The following is a 19,455-nucleotide window of genomic DNA, read 5'->3' as shown; positions in this document are numbered from 1 at the left end:
TCGCTCAGGATCTACCCACCACCGGGCTAACGACTCCTGCCCGGGCGAGACCGACCCGCCGACGCCACGGATGTCCGGTAGTGGCCTCCCACGTCGCGGATCGGCCCGACCGGGGCGGGGTTAGCTACCCGACCGGCGGGTAAGCCGCACCGCCCGACACGGCGGAAGGGGATCACATGTCCGAACGGCACACGGCACTGCGCTCGATGCACGATCTGGGCCTGGCGGCCTGGTTTGGCGGCTCCCTCATGGGTGCCTTCGGCGTCAACGGCGCAGCGGCGAAAATCAGCGACTCGACCCAGCGACTCCCGGTCGCCTCGGCCGGATGGTCCAAGTGGACACCGGTCAACGCGGCCGCGATCGGCGCCCACCTGGCCGGCGCCGTCGGCGAGCTGGTGACCGAGAGCCCACGGGTGGCGGCCCAGTCCGGCGTGGGCCGGGCCAGCGCCATCAAGACGGCGTTGACCATCGGCGCGCTTGCGGTAACCGGCTACAGCCGGTTGATCGGCATGCGGCTGGAGAAGGCCGGCGGCCCGTCGGTCAGCGGCGCCACCGAGCCGAACCAGCAGACCCCGGCCAGTGTGGCGTCCTCGCAGCGGCAGATGAAGCTGCTCCAGTGGGCGATTCCGGCGCTGACCGGGACCCTGGTCGTGGTCACCGCGTACATGGGTGAGCAGCAGAAGCCCGGCCAGGTGTTCCGCGGGATGCTCGGCCGCGCCGGTGGGATGAAGGGCGCCTCCAAGACCATGATCAAGATGGCGGGAATGAGCAACGGCAAGCGGCCGATGGCGATGGCCGGACGCTGAACGTCGGGCCGGCCGGCGTCCCGCCGCCACCTCGACGGCGGGGCGCTGGCCGGCCCTGCGCGCGCACCAGAGCGATGACGGAGCTCACGCGCGCGGCGGCGGGCCGGCGAGATGTCGTACGCCGCGCTCGGGCGGGCCCTCCCGACCCGAGGACGGCACACCGTCCGCCGGTGGCGGCGGACCGACGAGCGGGGTGGCCATGACGGCGCACAAGGGACGCAGCGGTGACAACGACCGGCTGGAGCCGGAGGCGACCAAGCCGTGGGGCACCAGCGACGGCTTCGACGCCGACGCGCCCTGGGGCACTGACGACGACTCACCGATGGACGAGGGCAGCGAGGAGACGGCGGTGCCCGAGGGGCGGCGCGGGGAGCGTCGCGCGGGTGCCCCGGCGGGCCGGTCCGACCCGGCCGGACGACACGGTTTCGGTTCGGTGGAGCCGACCAGGACGCCGATGGCCGGGCCGGGTGCCCCACCCGATCCCGCCCCCAGCGGCCGGAGCTTCCCCGACGACGCGGACATCGGCGAGTCGACCCAGGACGCCCTGCGCAGCCGGGGACGGCGGTCCTGAGCGGACCGTCGCCCGACCGGGTGGCTCGTGCGGCGATCAGCCGGTCGCCGGCACGGCGCGGTCGGCGACCATCGTCTCGGCCAGCAGCTGCGCCAGCCGGGTGGCGTCGCGCTGGGCCTGACCGGCGCAGCAGTTGTTGAACAGCACGTGCAGTTCGTCCGGAAGGTCGGCGAACTCGGCCAGCAGCCCGGCCCACTGCCGGAGTTCGTCCTCGGCGTACGCGTACCGGAACTTCTCCTGTTTGTCGCCCTCACCCCAGGCGCCGCTGTGACCATGGAACCGGACGATGGCCGGCTCCGCCGTCATGCTCAGGATCGGCGGCACCGACGACGGGTGCCCCTGCGGCATGTCGACGCAGACCACTGACAGGTCGTGGGCGCGTAGCAGGTCCAGAGTGTCCGTCGCGGCGGCGTCGTCCAACCAGGAGCCGTGCCGCAGCTCCACACCGACCCGCCACGGCCGGCAGCGCTGCGCCAGCTCGACGATCCGGCGTTCGGCCGCGGGGCTGCGCACCAGCCACGGGGGGAACTGCAACATCACCGCACCGAGCTTGCCGGCCGCCGCGATCGGGTCCAGGGCCGCGCGGAACCGGGCCCACAGCTCGTCGTACGTCCGCTCCGGCAGGTCGCGGCGGCGGATCCGGCTCGGGCCGGCGGCCGGGCGCAGGTCCCGGGGCAGCACGGCGACCGGTGTCGGGTGACCGGTGAAGAGGCTGAACGCCTTGACGTCGAAGGTGAAGTCGTCCGGGGTGGCGTCCACCCAGCCCTGGGTCGTCTCCGGCACCGGGATGGCGTAGTAGGACGTGTCCACCTCGACCAACGGAAACTGGCTGGCGTAGAAGCCCAGCCGACGGGCCGGCGTGCTTGCCGAGCGCGGGTACCACCCGGAGCGCAGCAGGGACTGGTCCGCCCAGGACGACGTGCCCACCTTAATCACACCCATGTCATTCAGTGGACCGCCGTCGGCGCGGATCGGCAACCGCTGGCGGGTCTTCCGTCGACGCGGTGTGGTGCCCGGAAAGTGTCGGTGCCTCGCCCTACGGTGGCCTCGGTTGGACATCAATGAGGGGTGGCGGCATGACCAGCACCGAGCAGCTCACCGGTGAGCGCACCGATCTTCTACAGGCGCTCCGCAGGCACCGTGGTTTCCTCCTGCAGACCGTCGACGGGCTCACCGACGAGCAGGCGGCCAGCCGCCCCACTGTCAGCGGCCTCTGCCTCGGCGGCCTCATCAAGCACGTGACCGGCGTCGAGCGCCGATGGATGCTCTTCGCCGTGGGCGGCGCGGAGGAGATGGGCCGTGAGGAGGTCGACTGGGTCGGTCAGTTCCAGATGGCACCGGGCGAGACCCTCGCCGGGCTGGTCGAGCGCTTCCAGGCGGTGGCCGGCCAGACTGACGAGTTGGTCGCCACCCTCGACCTGGATGCGGCGCACCCGCTGCCGCAGGCGCCCTGGTTCGAGCCGGGGGCGAGTTGGACGGTCCGCCGGGTGCTGCTGCACCTGATCGCCGAGACGGCCCAGCACGCCGGGCACGCCGACATCCTGCGGGAGTCGATCGACGGCGCCAAGACCATGGGCTGATCCCCCGGCGCGCGTCGCCGCCGGGGGCGGGCTGGGCGGTGCTTCTCGGCCTCAGCGCAGGCGGCGCCTGCGTTCGGTGCTCCGGTCTCTCGCGTAGGCGTCGGAGTGACCCCAACGGCCCGGGATGTCCAGCAGTTCCAGCCGACCGAACCCCTCCGGCACCGCTGGGTTCACCAGCAGGTTGTCGCCGGTGGGTCGCAAGCCCAGCATGGTGCCGAGCAGCATCAGCAGCGCCCCCGACGCCCACGCCTGCGGGCGGCAGCTCGTCGTCAGCTGGACGGGGTAGGTCGTCAGGCTGCGCTCGTAACCGGCGATCACTCCCGGCGGCGCGCCGCCGAGCGTCTGCGCCATGTCGAAGATGCCGGCTGCGATCCGGGCCGCCTGCGCGTCGAGGCGGTAGCGACGCAACCCGGCGGCGATCAGCGCGTTGTCCGACGGCCACACCGCGCCCAGGTGTGCGCCCACCGGGTTGTACGTGCGCTGCCCCGCGGCGAACGTGCGCACCCCCCAACCGCTGAACAGTCGCGGCCCGACCAGGTGCTCGGCCACCGTTTCCGCGCGGTCGTCCGCGACGATCCCGCTCCAGAGCAGATGCCCGATGTTCGAGGCGAGCGCATCGACCGGTTCGCCGTACGGGTCGAGAGCCAACGCGTAGTACTCCCGTTGTGGCAGCCAGAAGTCCCGGTTGAAGCGCTCCTTCAGCGCTGCCGCCTCCCGTTCCAACCGGTCGGCGTACGCGGGGTCGCCCCAGAACTCCCGGGCCAGCCGGGCGCCACGCCGCTTCGCGTCGTACGCGTAGCCCTGCAACTCACAGGTGGCGCGGGGGAAGGCGGATTGCCGACCCTGGGCGTCGACGATGGCGTCCGGGGAGTCCTTCCAGCACTGGTTGATCGTGCCGTCGCGCTCGTTGCGGCGCTGGTAGCGCAGGTAGCCGTCCCCGGTCAGGTCGCCGTACTCGTCGATCCAGTCCAGCGCCATCCGGGCCGGGTGGCGCAGCTCGCGGACCAGGTCCGCGTCACCGGACCAGCGCTCGTACTCGTCGAGCAGCACGACGAAGAGCGGGGTGGTGTCCGCCGCGCCGTAGTACAGCGCGCTGGTCCGGTCGCTGAACGTCCCGGTCTCGCCGTACCGGAGTTGGGCCAGGATCTTGCCGGGCTCCTCGTCCAGCGCGTCGTCGAGCTGACCGCCCTGCATGAGCGCCAGCATCCGTAGCGTCGCCGGTGTCAGTTCGGGGGTGAACGCCATCGTCTGGAAGCAGGTGATGATGGCGTCCCGTCCGCACAGCCCCATCGCCCAGGGCAGACCACCGATCGGCACCCGTTCGCGGTACGACAACGGCTTGTACCGCAGTGCCTCCAGGTCCGCGAGGCTGCCGTGGTAGAGCTCCTCCAGGCCGCTGCGTTCGGCCACCAGCTGCGGCGCCCGGTCCAGCCACTGCGCCAGGTCCTCGCGCATCCCCGTCCGCACGGTCTGTTGGTGCGACTGCAGGTCGGCGCGGAGATCCCGGCCTTCCTCGCCGCCCATGGTCACGCTGACGTGCAGGTCGGTCTCCCATTTCCCCTCGGGTGCGATCCGGATCCGGAACGTCATCCCCTGTTCGTCCACCTCGGCGGGGACGGTGCTGCGCACTGTGGTCTCACGAACGAACCGGTCCCGCTGGTAGCGCAGCACGAGCCGCTGGCCCGCCGGGTCGGCGGTGACCTCGACGGCCCGCTGCCGGAGCTGCCCGACCTCGACGATGTCGGTGAAGTCGCTGGCCATCTCCACCCGGACGGTGTACTCGGCGGGCTGCGACGAGTGGTTGAGCACTGTGATGTTCTCGTGGAAACAGTCGTGGATCGAGCGGTGTCTGATGATCGACATGTCGGCGTCGACGTAGTGGCTCGCCGCACCGGGGACCAGGAAGAACCGGGTCTCGAAGTAGGTGAGGTCGTCGCGGGCAAGTGCATTGATCCGTTCGCCGTCGATCCTGAGCACCCAGTGGGACAGGAATCGCGTGTCGTACGCGAAGAGTCCGACCGGGGTCTGCGGATCGACCTCGATGTCGCCCTGGGCGTCGCTGATGGCGAACAGGTTGCCCGCAATGACGTGCACCAGCTCCTGCTTCACGACCGCTCATCCCGAGCGGTCGACGCGGCCCGGCCAACCAACGCGGCCCGGCCCAGCTCATGCGGATGGCGGGCGCCGTCCGGCCCGGCGAAGATCCGCCGCAGCAGCATCAGCAGTTGCATGTTGCCGTGCACGGTCAGCTCGTTGCGCAGCAGGCCCGCGCCCGGGTGCAGCTCGCCGCGGACCATCCGGTCGAAGACCGCCCGGTCGGCCCGCACCACGAGTTCGGCGTCGTCGGCCGAACGGGTCACCCGGACCTGTTGGTCGGCGATGGTCAGGTACCAGTGATCGGTGCTGCCGTCGTCGCGGACATCCAGCCGCAGCGTCCCCGCTGTGGTCTCCGGCAGGTCGGGCCGCCGACCGGTGTCCAGCTGCCGCAGGTACTGCTCCGCCGTCGCGTCCATCGGGTCCCCTCCCCACGGTTCCCCGCAGGATCACCCGCGTCGGGGTGAGCCCGGTTCACCCGAAACAGGTGAGGTGCCAGATCTGCCCTGGCGTCGGCCTGTTTGCTCTGGGACGAGATGGGCAGGCCAGTGGTTCAGCCGAGACGGACGGGAGCACCGGTATGCGCGCGCTGCGGTTGAAGGAGTGGAAATCGGAGCCGGAGTTGGTCGAGGTTCCCGACCCGACGCCCGGGCCGGGTCAGGTGGTGGTGCGGATCGGCGGTGCCGGCGCCTGCCATTCGGACCTGCACCTGATGGACGAGTTCGAGCCGGGCACGATGCCCTGGAACCCACCCTTCACGCTCGGGCACGAGAACGCCGGCTGGGTGCACGCCCTCGGCGACGGTGTGACCGGGCTTTCCGTCGGGCAACCGGTCGCTGTGTTCGGCGCATGGGGTTGTGGCACCTGCGCCCGTTGTCGGGTCGGAGTCGACCCGTACTGCGAGAACCCGTCCGCTGCGCCGGTACCGAGCGGAGGCGGCGGGCTCGGACTGGACGGCGGAATGGCCGAGTTCGAGCTGGTCCCGGATGCGCGGCACGTCGTGCCTCTTCCGGAGGGTCTGGATCCGGCGGAAGCCGCACCGTTGACCGACGCGGGACTCACCCCGTACCACGCCATCCGACGCTCCTGGCCGAAGCTGCCACCGGGCAGCACGGCCGTGGTGATCGGGGTCGGCGGGCTGGGGCATGTGGGTGTGCAGATCCTCAAGGCCACCACCGCCGCGCGGGTGATCGCCGTGGACACCCGAGCCGAGGCGCTGCGGTTGGCCGAGGAGTGCGGCGCCGACCGCACCGTGACGTCCGGACCGGCCGCCGCCGAGGAGATCCGGGACGCCACCGGAGGGCGGGGCGCCGACGTGGTGCTGGACTTCGTTGGCACGGACGCCACCCTGGCGCTCGGCGTGGCGGCGGCCCGCACCGTGGGCGACCTGACCGTCGTGGGGATCGGCGGCGGCACCCTGGGGGTGTCGTTCTTCTCCGTGCCGTACGAGGTGAGTATCGCGACCACCTACTGGGGCAGCCGCCCCGAATTGGTGGAGGTGCTCGACCTGGGTGCCCGGGGCCTGGTCCGCCCGAAGACCACAACCTTCGCACTCGGAGACGCCCTGGACGCGTACCGCCAGATGCGCGACGGCACCCTGGAGGGCCGGGCGGTGATCGTGCCGTGAGACCGGCGCTCAGTCGGCCTGGATGAGGCCGCGCACGTAGGCGGCCTGGCCCACGTGTTGCAGGTCGTCCTCGGCGACGCTGACCAACCGGACGCCGAGGGTGACCGGCGGGTCCCACGCCTCGTCGACCACGCGGTCCAGGTCCGCCGGGCCCAGACCGGCCAGGAAGCTTCCGGTATGCGCCGCGACCGCCTCGTAGTAGTCGATCAACGCCTGCGCGCTCTCCGGCCGCACCGCCGCGACCTGAGCGGGCGAGTGCCCGTAGCCGGTGTCGTCGGGGTCGGCGGCGAGCCCGAACCGGCCCGCCCAGTCGCCACTCACCCAGATCTGGTCGGCGTCGAGCAGGTCGGCGACGTGGTGGTCCTGCACCCGGGTGAGGTGCCAGACCAGCCAGCCGACCGTGTTGGCGCCCGGGCCGGGCTGGTGGCGCAGTTGCTCGGGGCTGAGGCCGTCGACGGCCGCGCGGACGAGGTCGGGCAGCCGGTCGTACGCCTCGGTCAGCAGGTCACTCACATCCACGGGTACGCCTTCCTGATCGGTTTCCGACCAGGTACCGCCGGATCCGGGCTCGCAAACCTCGGCCGCTACGGTGATCAAATGGTCGCCGCGGTGGAGTTGTACCTGGATCCGGACGCCACCCGCCGGATCCGGGTGCTCTGGGACGCGCTGGAGGCCGAGGGCGTGCAGAGCATGCGCTCGCTGCTGGAGCAGCGCCACCGTCCGCACGTCTCGCTCATGGTGGCGCCCCGCTTCGATCCGGAGCAGGTCGCCGAGGCGCTACAGGGGATGGTGGTGGCCGCCCCACTGCGGCTCGACTTCCAGCACGCCGGCCAGTTCGTCGGTCGGGTGCTCTGGCTCGGTCCGGCGCCCACCCCGGAGTTGCTGGCGCACCACCGGCTGGTGCACGACCGGCTCGCCACCGCCGGCATCCCCCTCGCCGAGCACTACCAGCCGGGGCGGTGGGTGCCGCACTGCACGCTTTCCATGCGGGTGCCGAACTCGCTGATGGCCGCCGCGGTGCGCCGCTGCCTGGAGGTGTTGCCGCTGGCCGCGACCGTGGTCGGCGCGGCGCTCACCGACCACGCCCGCGGCATCGCCCACCCGCTGCCTTGACCGTGCCTCGACCGTCGACGCGTAATGTCCGGTTTGGCGGGCCGCAGTCGGAAACCCGTAAACAAGCGGTGCGGATGTGGCCGGGCGTGGGAAGGTTCGGGTGGCTGTCGTACCGGTGGTGGGCTGCTCGCAGGCGGTTCGCCCGGCCGGTGCGGCGCGGGGTCACCCCGCGCCGCCCACGGCGGCTTCGACGAGGAGAGGCAGGGCCCATGCAGGCTCAGCGCAGGCCACCGCGCACGGAGCGGAGCCAGACCCGGGACGACCGGACCGGCGGCGGGATGACCGGGGCGGCCACACCACTGACGATCTGGGCGGCCGCCGTGCTGCTCGGGCGGATCGGTGCCGGCGACGACGACGTCGAGGACGAACGGCACATCCTGCGCGGCATCGAGTGAGCGTCGGCCGCACGGCTCACAGCCAGCCGCGCCGCTTGAAGATCACGTAGAGGGTGCCGCAGACCAGCAGCATCAACAGCAGCGCGAAGAGGTAGCCGAAGCGCCAGTTCAGCTCCGGCATGTGGACGAAGTTCATGCCGTACACGGTGCCGATGAGCGTGGGAGCGAAGAGGATCGCCGCCCAGGAGGAGACCTTCTTCAGCTCCTCGTTCTGGCTGTAGCTGGCCGCGGTGAGGCTGCGCATCTCCTCGTTCTGCTGCTGCGAGACGAGAGTGGCGTTGACGGTGAGGATGTTCTGCAACAGGTGCCGGAAGCCGTCCACCCGCTCCACCACCTGGGTCAGGTGGTCGGTCACGTCGCGCAGGTAGCGACGAAGCTCCTCGTCGGCGCTGGCGCTGCCGGCCCCGTCGGCCAACGCGTCGAGCACGCTGAGCAGGGGTCGGGCGGCCCGCTGGAACTGGATGACCTCGCGGCTGAGGCCGTAGATGCGGCGGCTCGCGTTCGGATCGCCACCGAACACCTGGGTCTCGATCTCGTCGATGTCGTTCTCCAGTCCGGCCACCACCGGCGCGTACCCGTCGACCACCTGGTCGAGGATCGCGTACAGGACCGCCTCCGGCCCCCGGGCGAGCATCTGCACCTCGGTCTCCAACCGCCGCCGCACCGCCGCCAGGTCGGGCGCCTCACCGTGTCGGACGGTGACCACGAAGCCCGGCCCGATGAACAGGTGCAGCTCGGAGAACTCGACCTCTTCCCGCAGGTCGTCGTAGCGGGCGGCGCGCAGCACCACGAACAGGGTGTGCCCGTACCGCTCCAGCTTGGGCCGCTGGTGGGCGTTGATGGCGTCCTCGACCGCCAGGTCGTGCAGCCGAAACTCGCGGGCCAGCGAGGTGATCTGCTCGATGTCGGGCCGGTACAACCCGATCCAGGCCATCGCGCCGTCCTGCTCCTGGAGGCAGCGGTACGTCTCGGCGAGGCCGGACGGCGAGGCGAACCGGTGCCCCTGGAGGTAGACAGCGCTGTCCACCAGGCCGCCGTGGGACGCAGCGGGCGACTCGGTGGAGGGCGGGACGCCGACCCTCGTCTCGTACTCGTCGAGTTGGCGGCCGAAGCCACCACCCGGGCGGAAGCGACGGCCGCCGACCATGCCCTGTCCCCTCCCCCGGTGCCGTCCGGTCCAGCCCGGAGCGCTGCTTCCCCCCTGTCCGGGGCCCAAAACCCGCCGCGGCGTGGGCTGGGTTCCGCGCACCGGCGGACGGCGGTGGCCCGGCGGGCGGATACTCACGGTGACCGTGGGCGGGATGACGGGGGACGCGCCGGTGAAGGTCGACAGACGGGCCGGCCGGTTGCGGGGGTGGCTGCTCGACGCCGGCTCGGACCAGGCCGTGCAGCACCCGGGGCCGCACGGGCGCCCGCCGGAGCACCGGCACCACCCGTGGTGGAAGGTGATGTGCCTGACCGGTGTCGACTACTTCTCGACACTGGGTTACCAGCCGGGCATCGCGGCGCTGGCCGCCGGGGCGCTCTCGCCGGTGGCGACCCTGGTGCTGGTGCTGGTGACCCTGCTGGGCGCGCTGCCGGTCTACCGGCGGGTGGCGGTGGAGAGCCCACACGGTGAGGGCTCCATCGCGATGCTGGTACGCCTGCTGAGCTACTGGCCGGGCAAGTTGCTGGTGCTGGTGCTGCTCGGTTTCGCAGCCACCGACTTCATCATCACCATCACCCTCTCGGCCGCCGACGCGACAGCGCACATCGACGAGAACCCGTTCTGGCCGAGCGGGCTCAAGGGGCACGAGGTGCTGGTCACGCTGCTGCTCGTATCGCTGCTGGGCGCGGTGTTCCTCAAGGGATTCACCGAGGCCATCGGGATCGCCGTCGTCCTGGTAGCGGTCTACCTGACGCTGAACGCGGTGGTGGTTGCCGACGCGCTGTGGCGGGTGGCGACGCACCCGAGCGCGGTCGGCGACTGGACCACGATGCTGACCACCGGGCACGGCGATCCGTGGTTGGTGGTCGGGCTGTCGCTGCTGGTCTTTCCGAAGCTGGCGTTGGGTCTGTCCGGCTTCGAGACCGGGGTGGCGGTCATGCCGAGCGTACGGGGAGACCCCCAGGACTCGGAGGCACGACCGCTGGGCCGGATCCGTGGCGCGCGCCGGCTGCTCACCACCGCAGCGGTGATCATGAGCGTCTTCCTGATCACCAGCAGCGTGACGACCACAGTGCTCATCCCACCGGAGGCCTTCCAGCCGGGTGGGCCGGCGAACGGGCGGGCGCTGGCCTACCTGGCGCACGCCCACCTCGGCGAGGTGTTCGGCACCGTCTACGACCTGTCCACCATCGGAATCCTCTGGTTCGCCGGGGCATCGGCGATGGCCGGTCTGCTCAACCTCGTGCCGCGCTACCTGCCCCGCTACGGAATGGCGCCGACCTGGGCACGAGCCGTCCGGCCACTGGTGCTGGTCTTCACCGCCGTGGCGTTCCTGATCACGATCCTCTTCGAGGCCAGCGTGGACGCGCAGGGCGGCGCGTACGCCACAGGTGTGTTGGTGTTGATCACCTCGGCCGCGACGGCGGTGACGCTCGCGGCGCGCCGGCAGCGTCAGCGCGGTCGCACCATCGCGTTCGGAGTCATCGCGGTGATCTTCGTCTACACCACGCTGGCGAACGTGGTGGAGCGCCCGGACGGTGTCAAGATCGCAGCTTGTTTCATCGGCGGGATCATCCTGGTGTCGGTGCTGTCCCGGCTGATGCGGGCCTACGAGCTGCGCGTCGACCAGGTCGAACTCGACCCGGCCGCGTCCCGGATGATCGACGAACGCGCCGGGCGGCGGATCCGCCTCATCGCGCACGAACCCGACCGGCGCGACGAGGCCGAGTACCGCGCCAAGCTGGCCCAGACCATGGCGGACAACGACTTTCCCGACGACGGCGACGTCATCTTCGTCGAGGTCAAGGTCACCGACCCTTCCGACTTCGAGACCGAACTGCTGGTCCGCGGCGGCGTGGTCGACGGCCGTTTCCCGGTGCTCAGCCTGGCCAGTTCGTCGGTGCCCACCGCGCTCGCCGCCCTGCTGCTGGAGATCCGCGACCGCAGCCGTCGGTGCCCCCACATCTACTTCGAGTGGTCCGAGGGCGGCCCGACTCGCAACTTCCTGCGCTACCTGGCGTTCGGGCAGGGCGCGATCGCCTCGGTGACCCGGGAGATCCTGCGCCGCCAGGAGCCCGACCCGCACCGTCGACCGCACGTGCACGCCGGCTGACCTGCGAGCCGACAGCCCGTCGTGCACGGTGAGCGTGGTCATAACGACTGGACGATCCACCCGTTCCTGCTGCTAGCCTCGGCGCAGGTCATGAGTGCCAGCGCGAAGCCCCGGCTCGCTGGCCGGCAACCCTCCTCCGCGGTGGGGTGCCCCGGGTGAAGACCAGGCACCGGCACGACGTCGGTGCAAGCGTGGCCTGGCACCCAGGTCAGCACAGACCCGGGAGAACCATGCGCATCCTCAGCACCGCCCCACCGGCCGACGTCGCGGACACCCGCACCGGTCGGCCCTCGCCCGCACTGACCCGGCGACGGCACGTGGACATGATGCGAATGTGCAGCGCCGCCTGTCGTCGCGGCATCGCGCTCTAGCACACCCCTTCCCGAGCTCATTCCCACCGGTACGCCCATCGGCGCGCCGTCGGTGGCGCACGCCCGTGCGCGCCGAGACACCACCCTTCGGAGACACCCGTGCGATTTCTTCCTGCCCTGACCCGCGCCGCCGCCCTGGGCGCGGCCACCATCCTCGCCGCCACCGCCCTCACCGCCTGCGGCGACGACAGCTCGTCCGACGCCACCGCCAACCCGTACGGCCTGGCCCAGCCGGGCGTGCTGCGCGCCGGAACGCTGACCGACGCCCCACCGAACGTGTACCTCAAGGACGGCAAGTTCACCGGCTTCGACAACGACCTGCTGACCGCCGTGGCCGGCAAGCTCGGCCTCACCGTCGAGTTCGTCGGCACCGACTTCTCCGCGCTGCTCAGCCAGGTCAACAACCGCAAGTTCGACGTCGGCAGCTCCTCGATCACCATCACCGAGGCCCGCAAGAAGACAGTCGACTTCGGCAACGGTTACGACTTCGGCTACTTCGGCCTGGACGTTCCGGCCGGCTCACCGATCACCAGCTTCGACCAGCTCACCGGCAAGCGGGTCGTGGTGGTGCAGGGCACCGTCCAGGACGACTACGCCACCGGCAAGCAGCTCAACCCGGTGCGGGTGCCTGACTACAACGGTGCGATCAACCAGCTCAAGGCGGGCACCGCCGACGCGTGGATCGCCCCGGCGGAGATCGGCGAGAAGTCGGCCGCCGACAGCAACGGCAAGATCACCGTGGCGGCCAAGCAGCTCAGCCCGGCACCGACCGCGTACGCCGTGGCCAAGGGCAACGACAAGCTGCGCGAGGCGCTGAACAAGAGCCTCGACGAGGTCATCGCCGATGGCACCTGGAGCCGGTTGCAGGCGCAGTACTACCCGGGTCGGCCGATCCCGGCGGACTTCACGCCGGGCAGCGGCACGGCGCAGGCCCCGTCCGCGTCGGCGGCGCCGTCGGCGTCCGCGTCGGCCGCGTCCTGAGCCGGTGACGAGCGAGCGGGGCGGTAGGAGGAGCAACCGATGGATCCGTTGAGCACCCTGTGGGAGACCTTCTTCGACTGGGACGCGATGCGCGAGGCGCTGCCCGAGATGCTGACCGTCGGGTTGCCCAACACGCTGATCCTGGCGGTCTCCGCCGCCCTGCTCGGCTCGGTGCTGGGCCTGCTGCTGGCCGTCGCCGGGATCTCCCGCAGCCGCTGGTTGCGCTGGCCGGCACGGGTCTACACGGACGTGTTCCGGGGGTTGCCGGCCGCGGCGACGATCCTGCTGATCGGCGTCGGGCTGGCTCCGCTGGGCATGCAGGTCTGGGGACCGGACCCGTACCCGTTGGGCATCCTGGCGCTGTCGCTCATCGCCGCCGCGTACATCGGGGAGATCTTCCGTTCGGGCATCCAGTCGGTGGAGGCCGCCCAGTTGGAGGGCGCCCGGGCCCTCGGCTTCTCCTGGACCGACGCGATGCGGCTGGTGATCATCCCGCAGGGCATCCGACGGGTGCTGCCGGCCTGGGTGAACCAGCTCATCGCGCTGATCAAGGACTCCAGCCTGGTCTACTTCCTCGGCCTGGTGGCCAGCCAGCGGGAGCTGTTCCGGATCGGGCAGGACTACGCGGCCACCACCGGCAACGAGTCGGCGCTGCTGCTGGCGGGGCTCTGCTACCTGGCGTTGACAGTCCCGCTGACACACGTCGTCAACTGGATCGACAGGCGGCTGCGCAACGGTCGGCCGGCCACAGCGCCGACCGAAGAGGACGACGACACCGCGTCGTACGCCGCGACGGAAGGAAATCGGCGATGACCACCGCCACGACGACCTCGGTCAGCCTCGACGTACGCGATGTGCACCTCGCCTTCGGCCCGAACCGGGTGCTGCGCGGCGTCGACCTCGCGGTGCCGCGCGGCGCGACGGCCTGCGTCATCGGCCCGTCCGGGTCGGGCAAGTCCACCCTGCTGCGCACCATCAACCGGCTCATCGAACCGGACCGGGGCGACGTGCTGCTGGACGGGCGCAGCGTGCTGGGCGACGACCCGGACGCGCTGCGGCAGCGGGTGGGCATGGTGTTCCAGCAGTTCAACCTGTTCCCACACATGAGCGTGCTGCGCAACGTCACGCTGGCGCTGCGCCGGCTGCGCAAGCTCGGTGCGGACGAGGCGGAGACCGTCGCCCGGGCCCAGTTGGAACTGGTGGGGCTGGCCGGCAAGGCGAACTCCCGGCCGGCGCAGCTCTCCGGTGGTCAGCAACAGCGGGTGGCGATCGCCCGCGCGCTGGCGCTGCGGCCCGAGGTGATGCTCTTCGACGAGGCGACCTCGGCGCTCGACCCGGAGTTGGTCAAGGGTGTCCTCGGGGTGATGGCCGACCTGTCCGCCGCCGGCATGACAATGGTGGTGGTGACCCACGAGATGGGCTTCGCCCGGCAGGTCGCCGACACCGTTGCCTTCATGGATCGGGGCGTCGTGCTGGAGGCCGGCCCACCCGAGGCCATCTTCGAGCAGGCTGAGCATCCGCGGCTTCGCCGCTTCCTCGACCAGGTGCTCTGAAACCAGGTGCTCTGAGCCGCGCGGTCGGACGACCGCCGAGGATCACTCGTTGGGCCCGCGCCCCAACAGCCGGATCTCCTCGTTGTCCAGCGCGGACTGCAGTTCCTGGAGCACCAGGTCGTCGATCTCCCGGTTGTCGCGCAGCCGGGTGACCTCCCGCCTCTTGTGGGCGAGGACGCCGAGGCGCAGTCGGCGTTCCAGCCGGCGCTCCTCGGCGGTGTTCCCACAGCTCTCGTCGAGGTCCTCCAAATGCCTCCGGTACTCGGCCTCCAGCCGACGCACCGATTCATCCTGGGCACCGATCTCCGCGGCGACCTGGGGAAGAGCGGCCAGGCCCACCTCGGTGGCCCGCCGCCGGGCATTGCGGGCCTCGTCGATGCGTTCCGGGTCGCCGCTCAGCCCGGCCCAGCGCACGACCAACGGCAGTGTGGTGCCCTGGAGCAGCATGATCAGCACGATCACCAGCGCGGTGACGAAGATGATCAGATCCCGTTCGACCACCGGTCGACCGTCGACCATCACCGTCGGGACGGCCAGGGCCGCGGCCAGCGAGACCGCGCCCCGGAAACCGGACCAGCCCGCGACGGTCCCCACCCGCCAACCGGAGGGACCTCGGCCGTCGTCGTCCACCATCCGGCGGCGCCGCAACCGCGCCGACTGGGCGATGAGGTAGATGAAGAGCAGCCGGGTGCCGATCACGACCACTGTCACCACCAGCACGATCAGCAGAGCCCGCTCGGGCGAGGTGCTGGTGATGCTCCGCACCGCCCGGGGAATCTGCGTGCCGAGCAGGACGAACAACCCGCCGTTGATCAGGAACGTGGACAGGTCCCAGAACGCGTACGCCAGCACGCGGGACCGGGCGCGGATCACCCGTGGGCCGGCGTAGGCCAGCACCAGGCCGGCGACCACCACCGCCAGCACACCGCTGGCGTGCACCGAGTCGGCGAGCAGGAAGGCGCCGAACGGGGTCAGCACGCTGAGCGCGCCCTCGCGCAGCGGATCGTCGAGCCGCTTGCGGATCAACACCACGGCGGCCCCCACCAGCAGACCGGCGACCACGCCGCCGACACTGGCGCCGACGAACTCCTCGCCGATGCCCAGCACACCCGGCTTGTCGCTGTGGCTGAGCAGACCCACTGCCACCGCGAAGACCACCAGAGCGGTTCCGTCGTTGACCAGGCTCTCCGCGTGCAGGGTGGTGAGCAGCTTCCGGGGCAGCCGCTTGGCCAGGCCGGTGACCGCGGCGGCGTCGGTCGGCGCGAGGACCGCGCCGAGCACCCAGGCGGCGGCGGGGTTCACCCCGAGCGCCTGCGCGGCCAACGACACCGTGGCCATGGTGAGCACCACCAGCACCACGGCGAGCAGCCCGATCACCGGCAGGTTGGCCCGGATCTCCCGCAGGCTGATGGTGAGGCTCTCCCGGTACAGGATCGCCGGCAGGAAGATCAGCAGGACCAGGTCGGGTTCCAGGGTGACCTCGGACAGCGGCGGCGTGAGCCCGAGCAGCACGCCCAACACGATGAGCAGGACCGGCGGGGCGACCCGGTACCGACCGCCGAGGGTGGTGCCGACCAGGACGGTGACGCCGAGCACCACGATCAGGATGAGCGCCTCCACGCGTACCCCCTCCGACCGTGGCCGACGGTGGACGCGCCGGTGGTTCCATCTGACCGCACCGGCCGGTGGGTTCCGGCGGAAACCGGCAAGTCGCGGTGTCCGCGGGCGAGGCTCAGTCGGTGGCGCGGGCGCGCGCGGTCACCGCACGGGCCGTACGACGGTGTTCGGCCGCCTCCTCGAGCCGGCCCAGTGCAGCGGCCAGGTCGGCGAGGTGCCCGGCCACCGGGCCGACGGTGAGCACCCCGCTGCCGGCGGCCAGCTCCTCGGCGGCCGGCAGCAGCTCGGCGTGGACCCGGGTCATCGTGGCCCGGTCGTCGAGGGCGCGCGCCGCCCGACCGACGAGGCAGAGCCGCACCTCACGCAGCAGATCGTGCGGCTCGTCGGGAAGCGCCAGCAGCGCGGCCGCGGCGGCCTCCCGGTCGCCGTCGGCGAGCAGCAGCAACGGCCGGACCCACGGTTCGTGCGGACCCCAGTCCAGGTCGGCCCAGTCGTCCGCGCCACGCACGGTGATCAGCCGATCGGGCCCGGTGGCCGGCCGGTCGACGTCGACAGCGTCGGCCAGCCGCAGGCCGAGTAGGGCCAGTGGGAGCAACCCCTGGGTCAGCCCCGGCATGCCGTCGGCGCTCACGCCCTCGGCCGCCGAGCGGTACGCCTGTGCCGCCGCGTCCGAGTCGCCGTCGAGTGCCAGCCGCAGCGCGGCGTACCAGCGGGTGAAGACGTCGACCAACGGCAGCTCGTACCGTTGCGCGAGGCGGTCGGCGGCGCGCGCGTGTGCGTCGGCGGCGGACCGATCGGCCAGCGCGCAACTGGCCTGGACCAGGACGAGGTGGCCGAGTACCTCGAAGGTCACCAGGTGGTGCCGGGCGGCCAGGTCGACAAGTTCGACGCCGATCCGGGCCCGCGCGTCGGCCAGACCGACGCGGTCGAAGGCGTGCATGAAGCGGGCGTTGAGCGCGAAGGCCAGCAGCCCGGGATCGCCGAGACCGCGGGCGATCGTCTCGGCCTCGTCGGCGGCGCGGCGGCCACGATCGGTGCTGGTGCCGCGCAGCTCCAGCGCGAGGGTGCTCAGCAGCCGGCTGCGCTGCGCCGTGTGGATCGGGCCGAGCGCGGTCAGGGCGTGTTCGGCGGCTCGCACGATGTGCCCGGAGAGCAGGTCGTCGTCGTTGCGCGTCCAGCTGGCGGGCACGTCGAAGCCGGCCAGCGCCTCCTGGATCAGCACCGGGTCGCCGGTGGACTCGGCGACGCTGATCGCCTCGGCGCGCCGTCGCCGCGCCTCGGCCAGCCGGCCCGTCACGGCCAGCGCCCGCCCCAGGCCGAGCAACGCGGTCACCCGCCCGTGCGGCTCGACCCCGCCGGCGCGGTCGTACGCGGCGATCGCCTGGCCCCACAGCCGGGCCGCCTCGTGCGGGTTGCCGTCCCGTTCGGCCCGCTCGGCCGCCACCCGGGCGTACGTCGAGGCCTCGGCGGCGTGGACCGGCCCACCGGCGCGCAGCAGGTGGTACGCGAGCGCCGCCGGCTCGACGGGTTCCCGCTGTCGCAGCACCTCGGCGACGGCCGCGTGCCAGGCGGCGCGACGCGACGCGGACAGGTCGGCGTAGAGCGTGTCGCGGACCAGGATGTGGGTGAAGCGCAGCCGCCCGTCGGACTCCCGTTCGGTGAGGAACCCTGCCGTCAGGGCGCGGTCCACGGCGTCCAGCGCTGCCGTCGGGTCACCGGTCAACGCGCCCAGCACGTCCGGGTCGAGGTCCCGGCCGAGCACGGCCGCCTGCCGCAGCACGGTACGGGTGGGGGCGGGCAGTTGCGCCAGCCGGTGCCGGATCACGTCGCGTACCCCGGGTGGCACGGCGGCCAGCGCCGCCTCCCCCGCGCCGGCGTAGAGCTGGGCCAGTTCGCGGACGAAGAACGGGTTGCCGCCACTGCGCTGGTGGATCGACCGGGCGGTGGCCGGGTCCAGGTCCGCCCCGACGATGGCGCCGGCCAGTTCACCGGTCGCCGACGCGGGCAGGCCGGCAAGGTACTCCCGGACCGGTTCCAGCCCGGCGGCGCGGCCCAGGGTGGCGGTCAGCTCCGGGCTGATCTCGGTGGCCCGGTAGGTGCCGAGGATCAGCATCGGGCCGCTGGCCGGCTGCGGGCCGGTGAGCAGTGCGGTCAACAGGTCCAGGGTGTCACCGTCGGCGCGGTGCAGGTCGTCGAGGACCAGCAGCACCGGCTCCCGGTCGGCGACCGCCGAGAGCAGCGACGCCACCGCACGGTGCCGGCGAAACCGCACAGTGGCCGGGTCAACCGAGCCGTCGGCCAGGTCGGCGGTGACGACGGAGGAGGCGGGTGCGGCGGTGACGACGGAGGAGGCGGTGACGACGGGGGCGGCGGGCCCGGCGAGCGCGTCGGTGATCTGGGTCCACGGCCAGGCTGGCGGGGCGCCCTCGTACTCCGGGCTGCGCCCCCACGCGGTGGCCCAGCCGTCGGCGGCGAGTCGCCGGGTCAGGGCCTCGGCCAGCGCCGTCTTGCCGACGCCCGGGTCGCCGCTGAGCAGGGCGAGCGTGGGCTGACGGCGTCGGGACGCGACCTCGGCGGCGCGCCGCAGCCGTGCCAGCTCCGCGTCGCGGCCGACGAACGGGCGCTGCCCCGCCTCGACGGGCCGAACGGGTTCCGCGAGGCCGGGGGTGGCGGCCCGTTCGAGGGGCGGGGTGAGGTGCGGCGCCTGGGCCAGGATGTCGGCTTCCAGCCGCCGCAGCTCGGGCCCCGGGTCCACACCCAGCTCGGTCACCAGGACGTGGCGGGCCTCCCGCAGCGCGGCCAGCGCGTCGCCCTGCCGGCCGGCGCGGTACCGGGCCACCGCGAGCAGCCGCCAGGCGTCCTCCCGCAGCGGATGGCTGGTCAGGTGTGCCGGTAGGTCCGCGGCGGCCTCGTCCGGTCGACCCAGCGCCAGGAGCGCGTCGGCCCGCCGCTCCACGGCGAGCATCCGCAGCTCGTCCAGCCGGTTGATCTCCGCGACCGCCCAGGACTCGGTGGCGCAGTCGGCGTACGCGGGGCCGCGCCAGAGCCCGAGCGCCGCGTCCAGCGCGGCCAGGGCCGGCCCGGGACGTTCCCCCGCCAGCAGCCGGGCCGCCTCCCCGACGGCCGCCTCGAACTGTCCCGCGTCCACCGCGTCCGGGGCGGCCTTCAGCACGTACCCGGGCGGTTCGGTGACCAGGAGCCGGGGCGGCTGCCGGGGTGGCCGATCGGGTTCCAGGGCCCGGCGCAGGTCGGCGACGAAGGTCCGGATCGCGCCCACCGCGCCGTCCGGTGCGACCTCCCACAGGTCGTCGACGAGACGGTCCACCGGCACCACCCGACCGTGGGCGATCAACAGCCGGCCCAGGACCAGGCGCTGCCGGTGTCCCCGCAGGGGGACCGGGCCGCGCTCGGTCGCGGCGGTCACCGGCCCGAGTACGCCGAAGGTCACCGCGACGGGTGCCGTCAGCTGCCTGGTCATGGGACCAAT

Annotated in this window: 18 protein-coding genes and 1 riboswitch; of the genes, 11 read left to right on the top strand and 7 right to left on the bottom strand. The window is 72.3% G+C overall.

All coding sequences use genetic code 11. The features are described from left to right. The first annotated feature begins 176 nt into the window (after window positions 1-176). Together IW249_RS19380 and IW249_RS19375 are read left to right on the top strand one after the other, a co-directional pair. Window positions 177-806, top strand: coding sequence for a hypothetical protein (locus IW249_RS19380; protein ID WP_196922053.1), 630 nt, complete (start codon window positions 177-179; stop codon window positions 804-806). A gap of 199 nt (window positions 807-1,005) precedes the next feature. After that, window positions 1,006-1,377: a hypothetical protein gene (locus IW249_RS19375; protein ID WP_196922052.1), complete on the top strand. Its 372-nt coding sequence runs from the start codon at window positions 1,006-1,008 to the stop codon at window positions 1,375-1,377. 36 nt (window positions 1,378-1,413) lie between these two features. Here the strand turns inward: IW249_RS19375 and IW249_RS19370 are convergent, their stop codons facing one another. Next, window positions 1,414-2,319, bottom strand: coding sequence for a DUF72 domain-containing protein (locus tag IW249_RS19370; protein ID WP_196922051.1), 906 nt, complete (start codon window positions 2,317-2,319; stop codon window positions 1,414-1,416). Between the two features lie 134 nt (window positions 2,320-2,453). Between IW249_RS19370 and IW249_RS19365 the strand changes: the two genes are divergently transcribed. Further along, window positions 2,454-2,957: a DinB family protein gene (locus IW249_RS19365; protein WP_196922050.1), complete on the top strand. Its 504-nt coding sequence runs from the start codon at window positions 2,454-2,456 to the stop codon at window positions 2,955-2,957. Between the two features lie 51 nt (window positions 2,958-3,008). On the opposite strand, the gene IW249_RS19360 is transcribed toward IW249_RS19365, so the two are convergent. Then, entirely contained in the window at window positions 3,009-5,066 is a 2,058-nt protein-coding gene (locus tag IW249_RS19360) for an amylo-alpha-1,6-glucosidase (protein WP_196922049.1), read from the bottom strand. Then, the gene (locus tag IW249_RS19355; protein ID WP_196922048.1) at window positions 5,063-5,470 is read right to left on the bottom strand and encodes an SCP2 sterol-binding domain-containing protein; all 408 of its coding nucleotides are present in this window, start codon (window positions 5,468-5,470) and stop codon (window positions 5,063-5,065) included. Before IW249_RS19355 ends, IW249_RS19360 begins: the two co-directional genes overlap by 4 nt. Window positions 5,471-5,631: 161 nt before the next feature. Here IW249_RS19355 and IW249_RS19350 point away from each other — a divergent pair, with 161 nt between their 5' ends. After that, on the top strand, window positions 5,632-6,678 hold the full coding sequence (locus IW249_RS19350) for an NAD(P)-dependent alcohol dehydrogenase (protein ID WP_196922047.1): 1,047 nt from the start codon (window positions 5,632-5,634) through the stop codon (window positions 6,676-6,678). 9 nt (window positions 6,679-6,687) lie between these two features. Here IW249_RS19350 and IW249_RS19345 read toward each other — a convergent pair whose 3' ends face one another. Beyond that, window positions 6,688-7,197 (bottom strand): mycothiol transferase, encoded by a 510-nt coding sequence (locus IW249_RS19345; protein ID WP_196922046.1) that lies wholly within the window; start codon window positions 7,195-7,197, stop codon window positions 6,688-6,690. Between the two features lie 78 nt (window positions 7,198-7,275). On the opposite strand from IW249_RS19345, the gene IW249_RS19340 reads away from it, so the two are divergent. Next, a complete protein-coding gene (locus tag IW249_RS19340; RefSeq protein ID WP_196922045.1) occupies window positions 7,276-7,791 on the top strand; it encodes a 2'-5' RNA ligase family protein in 516 nt (171 codons plus the stop codon). Between the two features lie 209 nt (window positions 7,792-8,000). Then, window positions 8,001-8,186 carry a hypothetical protein gene (locus IW249_RS19335; RefSeq protein WP_091401337.1) on the top strand — a complete coding sequence of 62 codons (186 nt, stop codon included), beginning with the start codon at window positions 8,001-8,003 and terminating at the stop codon, window positions 8,184-8,186. A 16-nt stretch (window positions 8,187-8,202) separates the two neighbouring features. Here the strand turns inward: IW249_RS19335 and corA are convergent, their stop codons facing one another. Continuing rightward, entirely contained in the window at window positions 8,203-9,333 is a 1,131-nt protein-coding gene (corA, locus tag IW249_RS19330; protein ID WP_196922044.1) for a magnesium/cobalt transporter CorA, read from the bottom strand. A gap of 172 nt (window positions 9,334-9,505) precedes the next feature. On the opposite strand from corA, the gene IW249_RS19325 reads away from it, so the two are divergent. The 5 genes from IW249_RS19325 (at window position 9,506) to IW249_RS19305 (ending at window position 14,351) form a co-directional block, all read left to right on the top strand. Further along, on the top strand, window positions 9,506-11,446 hold the full coding sequence (locus IW249_RS19325; protein WP_307788635.1) for an amino acid transporter: 1,941 nt from the start codon (window positions 9,506-9,508) through the stop codon (window positions 11,444-11,446). 86 nt (window positions 11,447-11,532) lie between these two features. Further along, a riboswitch (SAM riboswitch) is annotated at window positions 11,533-11,644 on the top strand. 32 nt (window positions 11,645-11,676) lie between these two features. After that, window positions 11,677-11,817, top strand: coding sequence for a hypothetical protein (locus tag IW249_RS19320; protein WP_196922042.1), 141 nt, complete (start codon window positions 11,677-11,679; stop codon window positions 11,815-11,817). Window positions 11,818-11,916: 99 nt separating this feature from the next. Beyond that, a complete protein-coding gene (locus IW249_RS19315; RefSeq protein ID WP_196922041.1) occupies window positions 11,917-12,798 on the top strand; it encodes an ABC transporter substrate-binding protein in 882 nt (293 codons plus the stop codon). Window positions 12,799-12,837: 39 nt separating this feature from the next. Further along, entirely contained in the window at window positions 12,838-13,611 is a 774-nt protein-coding gene (locus tag IW249_RS19310; protein WP_196922040.1) for an amino acid ABC transporter permease, read from the top strand. Continuing rightward, window positions 13,608-14,351: an amino acid ABC transporter ATP-binding protein gene (locus tag IW249_RS19305; protein ID WP_196922039.1), complete on the top strand. Its 744-nt coding sequence runs from the start codon at window positions 13,608-13,610 to the stop codon at window positions 14,349-14,351. Before IW249_RS19310 ends, IW249_RS19305 begins: the two co-directional genes overlap by 4 nt. A gap of 42 nt (window positions 14,352-14,393) precedes the next feature. Here IW249_RS19305 and IW249_RS19300 read toward each other — a convergent pair whose 3' ends face one another. Together IW249_RS19300 and IW249_RS19295 are read right to left on the bottom strand one after the other, a co-directional pair. Next, a complete protein-coding gene (locus tag IW249_RS19300; protein ID WP_196922038.1) occupies window positions 14,394-15,971 on the bottom strand; it encodes a Na+/H+ antiporter in 1,578 nt (525 codons plus the stop codon). A gap of 112 nt (window positions 15,972-16,083) precedes the next feature. Next, window positions 16,084-19,446, bottom strand: a complete 3,363-nt coding sequence (locus IW249_RS19295; protein ID WP_196922037.1) for an ATP-binding protein — start codon at window positions 19,444-19,446, stop codon at window positions 16,084-16,086. Between the last annotated feature and the right edge of the window lie 9 nt (window positions 19,447-19,455).

The sequence above is a fragment of the Micromonospora vinacea genome (assembly GCF_015751785.1).
In the GTDB taxonomy this organism is placed as follows: domain Bacteria; phylum Actinomycetota; class Actinomycetes; order Mycobacteriales; family Micromonosporaceae; genus Micromonospora; species Micromonospora vinacea.
Note: the sequence above shows the minus strand (reverse complement) of the source record. Positions and strands in the feature narration are given on the sequence as shown.